Origin of the sequence: Finegoldia dalianensis (assembly GCF_046255015.1) — a bacterium.
Classification (GTDB): Bacteria; Bacillota; Clostridia; order Tissierellales; family Peptoniphilaceae; genus Finegoldia; species Finegoldia magna.
Genome location: NZ_JBDLBQ010000001.1, coordinates 34652 through 51746 on the forward strand (window position 1 = coordinate 34652; position 17095 = coordinate 51746).

General features: G+C 28.4%; 14 protein-coding genes. 6 read left to right on the top strand and 8 right to left on the bottom strand.

The window, feature by feature from the left end:
• Nucleotides 1-31: 31 nt before the first annotated feature.
• The 7 genes from ABDJ34_RS00280 to ABDJ34_RS00310 form a co-directional block, all read right to left on the bottom strand.
• Entirely contained in the window at nucleotides 32-1735 is a 1704-nt protein-coding gene (locus ABDJ34_RS00280) for a sensor histidine kinase (protein ID WP_353317055.1), read from the bottom strand.
• Nucleotides 1735-2403, bottom strand: coding sequence for a response regulator transcription factor (locus ABDJ34_RS00285; RefSeq protein ID WP_002838158.1), 669 nt, complete (start codon nucleotides 2401-2403; stop codon nucleotides 1735-1737). Before ABDJ34_RS00285 ends, ABDJ34_RS00280 begins: the two co-directional genes overlap by 1 nt.
• Nucleotides 2400-3056, bottom strand: a complete 657-nt coding sequence (phoU, locus tag ABDJ34_RS00290; RefSeq protein ID WP_154271189.1) for a phosphate signaling complex protein PhoU — start codon at nucleotides 3054-3056, stop codon at nucleotides 2400-2402. The genes ABDJ34_RS00285 and phoU overlap by 4 nt, the downstream gene beginning before the upstream one ends.
• A gap of 14 nt (nucleotides 3057-3070) precedes the next feature.
• Nucleotides 3071-3823: a phosphate ABC transporter ATP-binding protein PstB gene (gene pstB, locus ABDJ34_RS00295; RefSeq protein WP_002836199.1), complete on the bottom strand. Its 753-nt coding sequence runs from the start codon at nucleotides 3821-3823 to the stop codon at nucleotides 3071-3073.
• Nucleotides 3823-4698, bottom strand: coding sequence for a phosphate ABC transporter permease PstA (pstA, locus tag ABDJ34_RS00300; protein ID WP_412701018.1), 876 nt, complete (start codon nucleotides 4696-4698; stop codon nucleotides 3823-3825). Before pstA ends, pstB begins: the two co-directional genes overlap by 1 nt.
• The gene (pstC, locus tag ABDJ34_RS00305; protein WP_412701019.1) at nucleotides 4688-5557 is read right to left on the bottom strand and encodes a phosphate ABC transporter permease subunit PstC; all 870 of its coding nucleotides are present in this window, start codon (nucleotides 5555-5557) and stop codon (nucleotides 4688-4690) included. The genes pstA and pstC overlap by 11 nt, the downstream gene beginning before the upstream one ends.
• A gap of 206 nt (nucleotides 5558-5763) precedes the next feature.
• On the bottom strand, nucleotides 5764-6699 hold the full coding sequence (locus ABDJ34_RS00310) for a substrate-binding domain-containing protein (RefSeq protein WP_412701020.1): 936 nt from the start codon (nucleotides 6697-6699) through the stop codon (nucleotides 5764-5766).
• A 142-nt stretch (nucleotides 6700-6841) separates the two neighbouring features.
• Between ABDJ34_RS00310 and ABDJ34_RS00315 the strand changes: the two genes are divergently transcribed.
• Nucleotides 6842-7840, top strand: a complete 999-nt coding sequence (locus tag ABDJ34_RS00315) for an asparaginase (RefSeq protein ID WP_412701021.1) — start codon at nucleotides 6842-6844, stop codon at nucleotides 7838-7840.
• Between the two features lie 103 nt (nucleotides 7841-7943).
• Nucleotides 7944-8474, top strand: coding sequence for a DUF6648 family protein (locus ABDJ34_RS00320; RefSeq protein ID WP_412701022.1), 531 nt, complete (start codon nucleotides 7944-7946; stop codon nucleotides 8472-8474).
• Here ABDJ34_RS00320 and ABDJ34_RS00325 read toward each other — a convergent pair whose 3' ends face one another.
• Nucleotides 8475-8864 carry an MltG/YceG/YrrL family protein gene (locus ABDJ34_RS00325; RefSeq protein ID WP_094208477.1) on the bottom strand — a complete coding sequence of 130 codons (390 nt, stop codon included), beginning with the start codon at nucleotides 8862-8864 and terminating at the stop codon, nucleotides 8475-8477. It lies immediately after the preceding gene.
• 60 nt (nucleotides 8865-8924) lie between these two features.
• On the opposite strand from ABDJ34_RS00325, the gene ABDJ34_RS00330 reads away from it, so the two are divergent.
• Genes ABDJ34_RS00330 through ABDJ34_RS00345 form a run of 4 tightly spaced genes read left to right on the top strand, consistent with a single transcriptional unit; the run spans nucleotide 8925 to nucleotide 17069 of the window.
• Nucleotides 8925-9890: an RluA family pseudouridine synthase gene (locus tag ABDJ34_RS00330; protein ID WP_412701023.1), complete on the top strand. Its 966-nt coding sequence runs from the start codon at nucleotides 8925-8927 to the stop codon at nucleotides 9888-9890.
• Nucleotides 9883-11502: a nucleoside kinase gene (locus tag ABDJ34_RS00335; RefSeq protein WP_311437141.1), complete on the top strand. Its 1620-nt coding sequence runs from the start codon at nucleotides 9883-9885 to the stop codon at nucleotides 11500-11502. The genes ABDJ34_RS00330 and ABDJ34_RS00335 overlap by 8 nt, the downstream gene beginning before the upstream one ends.
• On the top strand, nucleotides 11495-14173 hold the full coding sequence (locus ABDJ34_RS00340) for a PD-(D/E)XK nuclease family protein (RefSeq protein WP_412701024.1): 2679 nt from the start codon (nucleotides 11495-11497) through the stop codon (nucleotides 14171-14173). The genes ABDJ34_RS00335 and ABDJ34_RS00340 overlap by 8 nt, the downstream gene beginning before the upstream one ends.
• Nucleotides 14166-17069: a UvrD-helicase domain-containing protein gene (locus tag ABDJ34_RS00345; protein ID WP_412701025.1), complete on the top strand. Its 2904-nt coding sequence runs from the start codon at nucleotides 14166-14168 to the stop codon at nucleotides 17067-17069. Before ABDJ34_RS00340 ends, ABDJ34_RS00345 begins: the two co-directional genes overlap by 8 nt.
• Nucleotides 17070-17095 lie beyond the last annotated feature (26 nt).

Sequence of the window (17095 nt, forward strand, 5' to 3'; positions counted from 1 at the left end):
ACGAAAAAAATACGACAAGCAGTTGCCGTATTTAAATCGTTATCGTGATTTTTGTTCCAACATCTAATTTAGATTCAAGAGTAATAGATCCATTGTGAATATCAACTATGTGTTTGATGATTGATAATCCAAGCCCTGTAGATTCTTGTGAAGAACGTGATTTATCAACAACAAAGAATCTCTCAAACACTCTAGTTTGGTATTTTTCAGCTATACCAATTCCAGTATCCTCGCAAATTATTTTAGTTTTGTCATTTTCTTTGAATATTGAAATCTTAATTTTACCTGAAATCTTGTTGTATTTAATTGCATTTGTAACTAAGTTTTCAATCATTTCTTTAATTAAATTTTCGTTACCGTATATCAAGCAATTTTCCTGTAAATCCGTAACAAGTTCAATTTTTTTATTATCCAATTTGTTTTGGTTGGAAGTGACTATTTCATCGATTATTTTTTCAGGATTAAATAAACTTTTTTCAATATTATCCTCTGATTCATCTAACTTGGAAAGTTTAATAATATTATCGATTAATTCTAATAATCTCAATCCTTCTTGGTGTATTATTGTAGCAAACTTACCTACATTTTCTGGACTAACCATGTTGTTTTCTATCATTTCAGCATAACCATTAATTGAAGTAAGAGGAGATTTTAATTCATGACTAACATTCGCTGAAAATTCTCTTCTTCTTTTTTCGGCCTTAATCTTGTCACTCTCATCTACTAAGAACAATAAAACTCCATTTATAGTATCTTCATCTAATACAGGTGCAATATACATTGATAATAGAATTCCTTGCATTTCAATATTTATATGATGCGCTGTTTTAGTTGATATTACATTTTTTATTGCAGAATGGATTTTTAAATCTCTGTTTAATGAAATAAAGGGTCTTCCTTCATACTTTGAATCATTTGCTCCAAATAAAAACTCAGCAGACTTATTAACTGACAAAACATTCATATTCTTATCAAGTAGGATAAGACCTTCTCTCATATTGTCTGTAATAGTTTTAATTGTAGTTGACCTTTCTTCTAATTCATCTACATATTTTTTTATTGTATCATTTTTGCGTCTAATAATATTGATAAAAGGTATAAGCTCATCGTAAACTGGTTGTTCTAATAATTTTGATTCTTTGTCATTAACGATGTTATCATCTAATTCATTGGCAATAGTTTCTATAGGGTCTAAGATTTGTCTTATTTGTCTTCTATTAATATCGATTAATAATATTAATGATAATGCTAATATCAATAGGGTATAAGGCAATAAATCCAAAATAGTTTTCAAAAAACTAGAAGATTCGCAGCTAACTCTAAGAACATCAGAATTTTGTTGAAGTATAGCAACATAATACATACTTTTATCAAAACTATCAGACTTACGTGTTATTGAGCCGATTTTGGATTCTCTTGCATCTTGTATTTCTTCTCTGTTTGAGTGATTATCCAAAGAGTCTACATTTGTATCAGTATCATATACTACACTTCCATTTTCATCAATAATTGTAAATCGATTTGAAGGATTAATCCTTTTAAATTTTTTTATATTTGTAATAGTCTTATCACGACTATTATCGCTGATAGAATCCACGTATTGTATTTGACGTAGGAGAGAAGTTTCTTCTTTAGATTTGTTATAATTATAAAATATAAATGTTTGTAAGCCTAATCCAATTGCTAAAGCTATTATAATGACAAGAGAAATTCTAGTGTATATTTTTCTTTTCATCATTCACCAGCTTTGTATCCCAGATTTCTTATCGTTTTGATTATGCTGGAAGCGTTTTTAAGTTTTTGTCTTAAAGTGGCTATATGAACATCAACTGTACGTGATTCTCCTTCAAAATCGAATCCCCAAATTTTTGTCATGATATTTTCTCTAGTCAAAACTTTGCCGACATTTGATAGGAGATAGTACAGTAATTCAAATTCCTTGTAAGTTAATTCTACATTTTCTCCATCAACACTAACTGTTCTCTTATCATAATCTAATTCAATATTCTTATAGATAATTTTAGATTTTGTTTTACTTAGTGAGGATCTTCTTAGTAGCGCTCTGACTCTTGCTAGTAGTTCCATAATACTAAAAGGTTTGATCATATAATCATCAGCGCCACTATCAAGACCTACTATTTTATCGTATTCTGTAGTCTTGGCAGTAAGCATCATTACTGGGATGTTTTTTGTTTTTTCGTTATTTCTTATTTCTTTTAAAATTTCAAGCCCGCTTTTTCCCGGAAGCATAATATCTAGAATAATTAAATCAATGCTAGAAGAATACAATGTGGATTTGAATTCTCCATAGTCTCCAAATCCCATTGCATCGTAGCCTTCATTATTAAGTGCATAGATAATTAATTCTCTTATGCTTTTGTCATCTTCTACACAGCAAATCATTGTGCATTTTCCTCGTATCTTTCGCCAGTAACTGAGAATATTACCCAAGTTGCGATTCTTTCTGCATTATCGCCAATTCTTTCAATGTATTTTGCGACTTGAATTAAATCGATAATTTGTTCAGGATTTTCACAACCAGATTTAATCAATTCTATTGATTCTTCCATGAAGTGTGCAAAAAGCTCATCAACCTCATCGTCTTTTTTGATTACAGAATTTGCCAATTCGACATCATCATCAGTAAAAGCGTTGATACTTTCTACAAGCATTTTTTGTGCGCATTTACCCATGGATCTTATCATCGTCAAATCTTTTGGAAGTTGTGATTTACCAATCAACATAACAAGTTCTGAAATTTCTTGTGCATGGTTTCCGATTTTACTCATACAAGAAAGAATTCTAAGTGCTGATGAAATAAATCTCAAGTCTTTTGCGACAGGAGATTGTGTAGTAAGAAGTCTCAAACAAGTATCTTCTACTTCTTTTGACATTTCATAAATAGTTTCTTGAGAATCATAAACTTTTTGTGCTATTTCCAAGTCTTGAGTTTCCAATGCGTAAGTGCTTTGTTCAATTTGTCTTTCAACATTTGCTCCGAGAAAAATTAAATTATGTTTTAATTCTTCTAATTGATGTGTAAAATATTTTCTCATAATACCACCTCTTTTTAACCGAATCTACCAGTAATATAATCTTCTGTTCTTTTATCCTCAGGTTTTGAGAACAGTATATCAGTATTATTAAATTCTATAACTTCACCTGTCAAGAAAAATGCTGTCTTATCAGAAATACGAGCAGCTTGTTGCATATTGTGTGTTACCATTATAATAGTATATTTTGATTTCAAATCTTGACACAAATCTTCGATTTTATTAGTTGAGATAGGGTCAAGAGCTGATGTAGGTTCATCCATTAATAATACTTCAGGTTCAACAGCCAAGGCTCTTGCGATACAAATTCTTTGTTGTTGTCCACCTGAAATAGAAAGTGCGTTCTTTTTCAAGTTATCTTTTACTTCATCCCAAATAGCCGCACCTTTTAAAGATTTTTCAACAATTTCATCTAACTTAGCTTTATTTTTTTCTCCATGTAATCTTGGACCATAAGCTATATTATCGTAGATTGACATTGGAAATGGATTAGGTTTTTGAAAAACCATACCGACTCTTTTTCTCAACAAGTTTACATCGTAATTTTTATCGTATATGTCTTTGCCATCTAAAGTTATTAAGCCTTCGATTCGACAGCCATCAATAAGATCATTCATTCTATTTAGACACTTAAGCATTGTAGATTTACCACAGCCAGAAGGTCCAATAAAAGCGGTGATCTCATTAGATTTCATTTCCATATTGATTTTCTTTAGAGCTTGAAAATCATCATAATATAAATCAACATCTTTTATACTTATCTTAGACATTATTTACTTCCTTTCGTCAATTTTTTTCCTATTAAATTGGAAACTATATTTATTATTAAAACTAAAATTACTAATACAACGCCAGTTGCATAAGATTCTTCTACATGGAATCCTTCAGAAGATAATACATACATGTGTAATGCTAAACTTCTTCCAGATTGCATCAAACTTGATGGCACACGAGGGTCTGTTCCTAATGTAAACATCAATGCAGCTGTTTCTCCTACAACTCTTCCTATTGAAAGGATAATTCCAGCCATGATTCCAGGCATTGCGACAGGAAGTAGTACCTTTCTTATAGTATACAACTTTCCGGCTCCCAATGCATAACTTCCAGCTCTTAATTCGTCATCGATTGATAACAAGGCTTGTTCACTGGCTCTAATTATTAATGGTAGCACCATTATGAACATTGTAAGAACTCCAGATATTAAAGAATATCTAAACTTTAATCTCATTACGAATAACAACATACCAAATAAACCATAAACAATTGATGGAATACCAGATAATGTTTCTGTTGCAAGTCTGATAAGAGTAACTACTTTAGAATTCTTCTTAGAGTATTCAGACAAATAAATTGCTGTAAATATTCCGATAGGACTTGCAATTAATAATGTCAACAAAACTAACATAACAGTAGTTTTAATTGAAGGCATCATTGATACGTTCTTAGAAGTATAGTGGTTTGAGAACATACTAGGTTTCAAATGAGGAATACCATTAACTAACATGTAAATAATTAAATAAAACAATACAGCTAAAGTAATAAAAGCCATCAAATAAATAAAACCTTTAATGAGTCTACTTTTAGTTTTATTTTTTCTTAAATTTTTTAAACTATTTGTTGATACATCAATAGAATTATTTTCCATTATTTACACCTCTCTTAATCAAATTAAATATTAGATTTATTAAAAGTATAAATACGAATAATACCATCGCAGTTGCAATCAATGCATCTCTATGAGTACCAGATGCATAAGCCATGTCCAATACGATGTTAGTTGTCATAGTACGCGTTCCTGAAAAAATACTTTTTGCTATTATAGGTTGATTTCCGGCAACTAAGTATACTGCCATTGTTTCCCCGATAGCACGTCCAATTCCAAGTATGACTGACGATAATATACCGGACTTTGCAGCAGGAACTACAACCCCCATTACAGCTAATTCGTGACTAGCTCCAAGCGCAACACTTCCTTCATAATAAGAATCTACAACAGTATTTATTGCACTTTCAGATAATGTGATTATCGTTGGTAAAATCATAATTCCTAAAAGAATGGAAGCTGTGACTATGTTCATACCAGTTCCTCCAAAAGCTTTTCTAATCATTGGAACTATAACAACCAAAGCGAAGAAACCGTAAACTATGGATGGAATACCAGCCATTAAATCAATACAAGGTCTCAAAAAATTATATAATTTTTTGGGGCAGAACTTTGCAAGATAAATCGCTGTGAAAATTCCAATAGGAACTCCTATAATTATGGAGCCAATAGTTACATAAATACTACCGATAATCATTGGAAGTATACCAAATTGAGCAGGGACATCGACTGGAGCCCAATCCTTACCAAATATAAAATTAGTTAAGCCAACTTTTTTTATAAAAGGCATTGATTCACCAAAAATGAAAAAACATATTAAAACTATCGCAAAGATAGAAGTCAATGCTGATACTAAAAATACGTATTTCATTATTGATTCAGATAAATATTTCTTTTTCATATTAAATCCTTTCTTTATTTTTATCACCTTAATAATATCAAGGGCTTGTAAAATTAATGCGATAACAATGTTAATTAAATGTAAAGTTTTTTAAGCAATAAAGTAAAAATCTGTAGAAATAGGGGAGTATTACATTTTACAAATGTAAAATAAAATTTTTCAAAATAAAAAACAGACCTCATAAGAGATCTGCTTTTTGAGAGGAATTATTTAGAAATTTCAGACCAAGATTTAACTTTGCCTGTGAAGATATCTTTTACTTGTTCTAGAGTTAAATCTGTTGTGTTAGTATTTTCTTTGTTAACTATAACTGCTATACCATCAATAGCGATAGGTTGAGCTTTTAATTGTTCTTTTTCTTTGTCTTTTAATTCTCTTGAAGCCATTCCGATATCGCATACGCCTTCAATAGCTGAGTTCATACCGGCTGAAGATCCTGTTGATTGGATTTCGATTTCTACTTCTGGATACATTGCTTTGTAGCTTTCTGCTAATTTTTCCATTAACGGAGAAACTGAAGTTGAACCTGCAACTACGATTTTACCTTTTTGAGAATTTTTGTTGTAAGCTTTAGCTTCTTCAGGAAGTTGTTCATAACCTTCTTTTTTAACAATTTCTTGTCCTTCTTTTGAAAGAATATAATCTAAGAAATCTTTTGGAAGTGGTTTTAGTTCTCCTTTATAAGCAATATTAAAAGGTCTTGAGATTTTGTAATCACCTTTTTGAACATTTTCAGAAGTTGCTTCAACACCATTGATTTTTACTGCGTTAACTTTGTCATTTAAAGATCCTAATGAAATATATCCAATAGCGTCTTTGTCTTGACCTACAGTCATCATAACTGCGTTAGTACTGTTTTGTACAATTGCAGAAGAAACTGTTTTGTCTTGTTCTTTACCGTCAGCACCTTTTTCTAAGATTTTAGTGATTTCTGTAAAAGCTCCTCTAGTACCTGAACCATTTTCTCTTGATACTACGTGGATTTCTCCTCCAGCACTTTCATTTGATTTAGAATCTGTAGAAGTAGTTTCTGTTTTGTTTGAGTTGTCTGATGTTTTTCCATCATCTTGTTTTGCACATGCTACCATGAATACTCCAAATACAAGCATCATAGCAACTAACATAAATTTTTTGATTTTCAAATAAATCATCCTTTCATATTTAATTCACTAATAGAATACATGTAATGTTTAAAATTCATATAATATTATTGTAAATTGTATGTAAAGTTATTTGTTTACATTTTTTAAAAATAAAGTGTTATACTATTTCTAGGAGGATTGTATGAAAAAACTACTATTAATTACAACTGGAGGAACTATTGCTTCAGTTGCTACAGATAAAGGATTAGCGCCGGGTCTTCAAGCAAAAGATATATTAGAATATGTAAAATTTAGAAAATTTGATTTTGAATTAGATACTATCAGTTTATTCAGTATTGATTCAACAGACATAAGACCAGAGCATTGGCTACTTATCAAACAAACAATTAAAGAGAGTTATGATAAATACGATGGGTTTGTAATAACACATGGTACGGATACTTTGGCGTACACTGCATCTGCGTTGGGTTATTTAATTCAAAAAAGTCCGAAGCCAATCGTAATTACAGGTGCTCAAAAATCCATTTCAAATGATATTACAGATGCAAAGAATAATTTAATTGATGCATTGATATTTGCGAGTAAAGAAAAATCACACGGAGTTAATATAGTGTTCAATGGAAAAGTTATTTGCGGAAATAGAGCCAGAAAAGTTAGAACAAAAAGTTTTGATGCATTTGATTCAATTAATTATCCATTAATTGCTATAATTCACGATGGTAAAGTTTTAAGATATATTGATGATAAGTCAGAAAGTAATGTAGAATTTTACGATAAATTAGATGAAAGCGTGTATTTGTTGAAATTAATTCCATCAATGAGAGCAGATATTTTAGAAAATATTTTCGAAAAATACGACTGTATTATCGTGGAAAGTTATGGAGTGGGTGGAATGCCTGCAGGAATATCCGAAGAGTTTTTAAGATTAATGGAACAATACTCTACAAATAAAATAATAGTGATGACAACTCAAGTTCCACAAGAAGGTTCAGATATTGGAGTATATCAAGTAGGAATGAGAATCAGAGAAAATTTAGACGTATTGGAATCAAAAGATATGACATTAGAATCAGTAGTATGTAAAATGATGTATGTAATGGGAAAATACAACAGAGATATTCAAAAAATACAAGACGAATTTTACTCAATTATAAATCATGATATTTCAATAATAGAATAAGAATATTAGCGGTAAAATAATTTTAAAAAAATATTTTACCGTTTTTTATTTGCAAATTTTGAAAAGTATGAAATATGAATTATAATTTAGTTAGAGGAAAATTATGAAAAGAAATGTAGATTTTTATGTAAAAAAAAGAAATGAATTGATTGATTTGTTAGATGAGGAGAAAATAACAAAACAGGAATTTATTTCAAGAAACAACGTATTGATTAATAGTTTCAATCTAAGACCTTTCGCTGATATTAAAACAGTAAATGAGGGAGTTTTTAACTATCAATATTATAATTTAAAGGCTAAGGAATACAATACAATAGCTAACAGATACAAAAACAAAAAACCTAAGAAATATCTTGCATCTTTAAACAAATGCAGAAACTATTACCTAGAAAAAGATAATACAATTTTAAAGATTTTGGAATTAATAGAATACAAGAATGTTGAAGCATATTACATAGACATTTTGTCTTACAGAATGAGGGATAATCTTTTTGAAATTGTACTCAAAGATTATGAAAAGATGATTTTTCACACAATAAATGAAAATATCAAACAACATTTGATATCAAATAATGTTTTTGAACCAATAAAGAAAAAATCCCTTATCGATTCTTATGTCAATAAGGGATATTAATTATTTCTTTATTTGATTTACTATTTCTTCTGTAGTCATATTTTTATTTAATTTGTAATTGCCATCCTTAAAAGCAGTAACATTGTTTTGCTTTAAGTAATCTAAGAATTCTTGTTCATCGGTAATTATGTTTCCACTGATTAAAATCTTTGAAACATCCAAGTCTTTTGCCTCAGGTGGAATTGTGATTTCAATGTCTTTAACTTCTTCAGTAACTTGTTGGATTTTTAAATCCTTTGAGTAAGTTTGAGAACTTGTATAGTTTTTGGAAAACATTGAATTAATTGTTTTGTAAACATAAAATGTTGTAGCTACTAAAATGAGCAATAATAATAAAAGCTTTGCAAATTTATAAATAAAGTCTACTATTGTATCAATAAAATTTTTCATTTTTCACCTTCCTTATTAAATTATAATGATTTATTAACAATTTTTCAAATAGGAGCAATAATGAGACATATAAATATAGATAATTCAAATAGCAACCAAAGGGTAGATAGGTTTATTATGAAATTGATGCCAAAAATGAGCAAAAATCATATCCAAAAACTTATAAGAACTAAAAAAGTAAAAGTTAATAAAAAAAGGACAGAACCTGATTATAATCTGAAAATTGACGATGTGGTAAATATTTATTTGTACGATGAAGTTATTGAAAAATATCAAGATAATAAGGTATACTCCGCTGAGGATTTTAACTTGGATATAATCTATGAAGATGATGATTTAATATTGATTAATAAAAAAACAGGAGTATTATCACACGCAGCTAATTCTCGAGATTATGGGAAAAATATAGTGGATATGATGGTAAGCTATTTGATAAAAACAAATCAGTTTACTCCAACACAAAACTCTACATTTACACCAGCTTTAGTAAATAGATTGGATAGAAATACTTCTGGCATTGTTGTAGGTGCAAAAACTTATGATAGCTTGAAATATTTTAATGATTTATTCAAAAAACACGAAGTTACTAAGATTTACGAAACTATTGTTGTTGGTAATCTCAAAGACCAAACAATTGATTTGGCGCTAGAAAAAGATAACGATAAGAACAAATCTGTGGTCAATTCTAGTGGAAAGAAAAGCATGACAAAGGTATGGAATGTAAAAAATTTCGGGAAATATTCACTGGTCAATGTAGATTTATTGACTGGAAGAACACATCAAATCAGAGCTCATTTGTCACACATTAATCACCCGATAATTGGCGATATTAAATATGGAAACAGAGAAGTTAATAAATATTTCAAAAATAAGTACGATTTAAATTTTCAATTATTACATTCGTATAAGCTAATATTTCCAGAAAAAATGGAAAAATACCCAAAATATGAATCTATGGTTTTTGAAAGCAAAAGAGATGATTTATTTGAGAAAATATTGAACGATTTGGAGAGTAAATATGATTAAGATAATTAACAACAACAAAATATACGACTATGAAGATAAGACGATTTATGATTATGGCATTCAATGTGGTTTTGAAGATAGTATTGTTGCATTAAAGAACAATAAACTTGTCGATATTATGAGTAGTATAGATGATGGAGATACGATTGAGTTTGTAAATGAAAACAGCGTTTATTCACAAGACACATTGATGAAAACAGGAATTTTGCTGTTGCTATTGGCATTTAAAATAAAATTTCCCGAAGATCAATTGGTAGTTGAATATACAATTGGAAACTATATGTATCTTGAATTCGAAAATAACAACGAAATTCATTTTAGAGATTTGGAAGAAATTAGAGAATTGATGGATGATTTGATTAATCAAAATCTTAGAATTGAAAGAGTAAAAGTTTCCAGAAAAGAAGCTTTTGATATTTTTGAAGAGGAAGGATACATTCAAAAATCGAGACTACTAAAAAGTTTAGACAAGGATGAAGTGTATTTGTACAAATGTCACAATCATTACTTCGGTATAGAAGGATTTGTAGCTCCATTTACGAGATTTTTGAAACACTACAAACTTATCAACTATTTTCCAGGAGTAGCATTAAGTGTCAGTAGAACTGGTGAATTTACCGATTTTAAAGAACAAAAAGCTCTCTCAAAAATATTTTCCAAATCAAAAAAATGGACTGAAATGTTGGATATTGGTTATGTGGGAAGTTTGAATGAAAAAATTCAGGATGGAAATATGGATTTTTTGGTTAGCGTAAATGAAGCTTATTTTGAAAATCAAATTTCATACATTGCCGACAAGATTATCTATAACAATGCGAGATTAGTTCAAATATCTGGACCTTCTTCATCAGGGAAAACCACAATGGCTGAAAGGCTTTCTGTGCAATTAGCTGTAAGAGGCAAAAATCCTATTCCTATTTCGATGGATAATTATTTTGTAAATAGAGTCGACACTCCTTTGGATGAAGACGGCAACAGGGATTACGAATCGATTAATGCACTTGATTTAAAAACATTTAACAGAGATTTAATGAGATTATTGGAAGGCGATTATGTTAATTTGCCAATTTATAATTTTATCACTGGCGAAAGAGAATATGGCGATACTTACACCAAACTTGACAAAAATGGAATTATAATTGTGGAAGGAATTCACGGACTTAATCCAAAACTTACAAGTCTAGTTCCAGACAAGGACAAATACAAAATTTATGTATCAGCATTGACACAACTAAGTATTGATTGTCACAACAGGATTTCAACAACAGATATGAGACTTATGAGAAGAATGGTAAGAGATTTTGTTCAAAGAGATAAAAGCGTAGATGATACATTGTCTGAATGGCCAAGAGTTCACGCTGCTGAATATATTAATGTTTTTCCATATCAAAATGAAGCAGACAGTATAATAGACTCATCATTAATTTATGAAATTAATATTTTGAAAAAATACGTTTTGAAATTAGTGGAAAATTACGACAAAAACGGTCCAAACTTTACAGAGATTGAAAGGTTAAAATCCATTTTGAATTATTTTATAGAAATAAAAGACGATTCAATAGTCCCTAAAAACTCAATTTTACAAGAATTCATAGGAGATTACAATGAATAAGAGAATTGTGTACACTAATTCAAATTCTTCAAAGCTTTTTGATGAAAATATATCTTATTTAAAAAATCAAATTAGAAATGGCAACACTGATTTTATTTTAATTTTGCCAAATAGAAAGCTAATTAAAAATATTAGAAATAAGTTTTTAAAAGAACAATCGGTGCTATGCGACGTGAAGATTTGGACTATAGATGATCTAGTAAATGCTTCAGACATTTCAACATATCTGACAGATTTGATTTTGAGACTAGCAATTAAAGAGCTTATCAATGAAGGGGTGTTTGAGGATAATAAATTTTTCAATTCTAATGGAACGATAAATTCATCCAAAAGATTTATATCTACATGTAAGTATTCAAATAAAAAAATAGATGAACTTGAAGAAATCTCTAGTCACAATGTTAGTTTAAATATTTTAAGTAAAGTGTATGAAAAATATCAGAGCATTATGAAACAGTATAATTTTCTTGATAAATTTGATGCCTATGACACAAAAAATCTTAATCTTCAAAAAAACAAGGATATTTACATTCATGGATTTAGTGAGTTTCGACCAATTGAATTGGAAGTAATAAATCAGTTGAAAAATTATGATGTTAATGTCTATATTTACGTGGATTATTATAATGAATACAAAAGTGAATTAGTAAATCAATTGCGTGATATTGGATTTGATGTTATTCAAAAGGAAGATAAATCAAAACCAAATAAATTCATTGAAAAGAAGGTAGTTAAATTAACCAATGAAATTTTGGAAAAAGACAGGCTAATTAATGAAATATCAAAAGATTCATACACTTATGATTATAATAAAATGGCAATTCTTTTAGAAAAAGATTCCTCAAAAAGGGAAATATTGAATTCCTTGAAATTACATGATATTCCAGTTTTTGGAGATGATTATATTTCTTATCGTGACTACAAATTTTTCTTAGATATAATTAATCTACTTGATAATACGAAAACTTTAAAGCAATATATTTTTTCTACACTAGATAGTTGTTTTATAGAATTTGATTTGAAGGATAAAGTCACGTTCAGAAGTATATTGTCAGATTTTGAGTTTGATGATTGGGAAGATTTAGTTAAAATTTTGAAAGTAAATGTTAATTATGAAACTAATTTACAAATTTTAAAAGAGATTAAATCGTATTATTTATATTTTATAGAAACAAACATTAATGTTTTAGCTAATCTTATAGCAATAATTCAAAAAAAAGAAAGTTATGATAAAGGATTTAATTTATTTTCTGAAAAACTTTTGATAATACTTGAGGATTTGTATAAAAATCATGCTGAACTTGTTAAAAAATCGAAAAATATTAACTCTTATTTGATGGATTTGATAAAAAATTTGAAGGTTGATTCTACAGATTATTTAGTAGATGGAATTAGAATATATTCCCTTACGGATATTAGACTTTCAAACTACGATGTTTTATACGTAGTTAATATGAATGATGATGTGATTCCAGGAAAAATTAATTATGATTTCTTTAACAATGAAGATAATATAGAATTTCTACAAAAAAGAGGAATCGACATTTTGTCAGACGCAGAAAATAGAAAAAGAAATATTGATAGATTTATTGATTCTATAAATAGAGCGAATAAAAAAATTTATCTATCTTACAATACTGAGAGCAACATAAAATCAAGGCTGATTTTGGATAAGAACATAAAATCAAGTCAAAAAATAAAGAAAATTAACATGAAAAATATCAAAAAAATTGACACAAAAAAACTTCACAGCGTGTCAGCTTATGAAAAATATTCTTTGAAACAACATTTAAATAGAATAGAAAACAGAATATCCTCAAAGGATATTTCTGATTTTGAAGTGGATGACAAAACAACACAATATATATTGAAGAAAGAATTATCTTCAACTCAGCTTGAAACATATTTTGAATGCCCAATGAAGTTTTATTTTAGATATTATTTGAAGCTTAAACCGCAAATAAAGTCTAGACAATTGGATATTGGAACTATTTTGCACAACACATTGGAAGAATTTTACGGAATAAATATTTCGAAAATAAGAGATGCTATAGATGGCAAATGTGAGTTAGATGTTTCAAGTTTGGATGAATTGCTTAAAAATTCGTTTGAAAAGTTCGGATTAAACACTGATATTAAGGAAAATGAATTTGATTACGAAAAATATTTGAACAAACTCAAGGATTTTGTCATAGCTGACATTTACAATATGAAAAACGAAGCTGAAAAGTTTTACCCTTATAAATTAGAAGAAGATTTTATTGTTAGTTTAGATGAAAACACCAAATTTATTGGAAGAATTGACAGGGTTGATAGAACAGATTCGGGTAAAATTAGATTAATAGACTATAAATTATCGAAAAATAGTTTCAGGAAAGCAAAAGATTTGGACAAAAACAAAGGATTTCAATTTGCAATATATTCTTCGTACGGTGATGTTGTAAGTTGCAAATATAAAAGCATTAAAGATAATGAAGAATATGAATATCTTCAAAATATTTCAAAGGATCAGTTGGATGAAATTATGATTCAGAAAGTAAAAGAATTCAGAGAAAATATTAGGAATAAGAACTTATTCATAAAAGCAAATGATGACAATTCTTGTAAATATTGTGATTTTAATAAAATTTGCAAATTAAAAAACACGGAAGGGAAAGCTAGCAATGATTAAATTCAGCGACAATCAAAAATTAGCTTATTCAACGATAAATCAAAATGTTTGTGTAAATGCAGGTGCAGGAACTGGTAAAACAGAAGTAGTTTCTGAAAGATTTAGATATATGTACGAAAAAGGTATCGACATTAAAAGTATCGTGTGCATTACTTTTACGAACAAAGCTGCTGATGAAATGAAGGATAGAATTATTCAAAAGCTAAACAATCCCAGACTAATTGACGACATAAATGTATCCACCATTTCATCTTTTTGCAAAAAAATCGTGTCGGATAATTCGTACTATTTATCAATAGATCCTAGTTTTCAAATTATAGAAGATGATCAATCTAACAAAATGATTAATGAAATTTTTGATAAAATCTTAGAAGATAGGATTGATTTTATTAAAAAGCTTGGTAGTGAGTTAGACATTTCATATTCAGACACGCTTAAAATTATCAGAGATTCTTTCAATAAATTAAGGACGGATAACATAGAATTTGAAGTTATTAAAAGAGAAACAATTCTTCAATTAACTAATTTGAGAAATATTGATGATGAGGATATAATCGGAATCAAAAATTATCTATTCGATTTAAGAGAAGAATCAGATAGTATCAAAGGGTTGACGAAAAATAGTAGACTATATAAATTTTTGCATGATGATAATCAAAATTTAGAACTCCAAGAATTTACTAGATTTTTATTAAAAAGCTATGAAAATTTGGGAGAGAGCAAGAAAGAAAATGTTCAGGAAATAATTGATGAAGTTAATAAGAGAGTTGATGCGATACTTTCAAATAAAGAAAAAGATTATATAGGTTTGTATGAAGGTTTTTTCGATATTTTGATAGAAGTTAATAGAGAATATTCAATAAAAAAGAATGAAAAAAGTTTCTTAGATTTTAACGATATTGAAATAATGTGTAAAAAAGCTCTGGAAAATGGTGATATTCTAAAATCGTGTAAAGAAAAGTATAAATATTTTATGATAGATGAATATCAAGATACATCAAATCTACAAAGAGATATTTTTTATACACTGTGCAGCGACAATGAGGCTTTGGATAGAAATAATCTTTTCATAGTTGGTGATCCGAAACAAGCCATATATAGTTTTAGGGGAGCGAACATAAAAGTATTTGAAAAAACTAGAGAAGACATAAAAAAAAGTGGCGGAAAAGACATCACTTTTTATGAAAATCATAGAACTCATCCAAATATAATGGAGCCTATTAATTACATTTATTCCAATAAAATGAAGGATAGATACGATAGCTTAGTCGCAGTTAATGAAGTGGGCGAAGTAATCGGAAGAGATGAATTTAAACTCAACAATAAGGACGCAAAAACAAAAGATGATTCCGCAGATATCTTGGTTTCATACATCAATGAAGATAATTTTAAAGACACTGCTATTTTAGCTAGAACTAAGAATGACTTTTCGGAATACGAAAAAAGTTTAGCAAATAGAAATATTCCTTATTATATTTTTGACAAACAAGGACTTGAAGAATGCAGAGAAATATTAAATCTGATTCAGTTCATAAAATACGCACGATACGGTGATGACATAAGTAAAGTAGGAATACTATCTAATGTATATGATGTGGATTACAATGAAATATTGAAACAAGCAGATAACTATCAATCTACTATGAAAAAAATTGATGAACAAGTTGTAGATTTTACGGAAAATCTTACGAAATATACGATTTACGATTCAATGTCTAATTATATTGAACAGATTGACTACTTAGGATTATTTAATGATCTCCAAGCAAAGGCAAATATAATTAAATTTTTGGAAATTGCTAAGCAATTTGATGCCAACAACTATAGTATAGAAGATTTTGTAGATTATTTTGAAAATAATACTAACTTATATCAAATGTCTTTTGAAGATGAACACAGTGATTTGGTAAAACTTATGACTATTCACAAATCAAAGGGATTAGGTTTTAGTAAGGTCATAGTGGATAATTTGTCAAAGCCATCAATTAACAAAGATAAATTTCTATTATTTATAGACAACGAAAACATTCAGATGCAATTCGTACTAGATTTTCCTTTTTCAAAATTTAGAATGACAAAAGTTAAGAAATTAATAGAAGAAGAGGATGATTACGAAGTTGATAACGTGTACTATACGGCATTCACACGTGCAAAAAAAGAATTATCATTTTCGAATTCAAAAAAATCGGGACATTTCAAACAAATAAGTCCATATATTGAGGACTTGCAACAAAGAGGAAGTATAAGATTTTTAGAATTAAATGAGAAACCTTTTTTACTCGAAAAAATACAAACAAAATTCGATATACCAGAACCAAAGAAAGTAAAAGTCGAAAAACTTATTCCAATTGGTATTACGAGTATATTGAATTCCAATGAAGAAATTTTTGATAGTAATCTTCAAAAATCTTCAATAAATTATATATTACTTGGTAATTTGGTTCATATGTATGCGAAATTATCTGACGGAAGTAATTATCCATGTATAAAAGAAGTAGATTTCTTAAATAATGATGAGAAGGAAATTTTCAATGTCGCAACTAAAAACTTTAATCAATTGATAACAGATTTTTCAAATTATAAAAATGAAATGGATTTTAATTTATTGTACGAGAATCTAATGATATCTGGATTTATGGATAGAGTGGAATTTTGTGATGAAGAAATAAAAGTTTATGATTATAAAATTAGTTCACAATCACAAGAATACTTGTACAAAAAATACCACATGCAATTGAAGTTTTATTCTTATGTTTTGAACAAAAAATACAACAAAAATATTAAAATGATTCTTGTAAATTTAAGAAAAGGATACATTATTGAAAAAAATTACGACCAAAATTACGAACAAGAGGTTGAGGTTTTTCTTAACAATTATGTAAATCAATTGAATTAGCTAAATTATGAGTTATAATAATACAT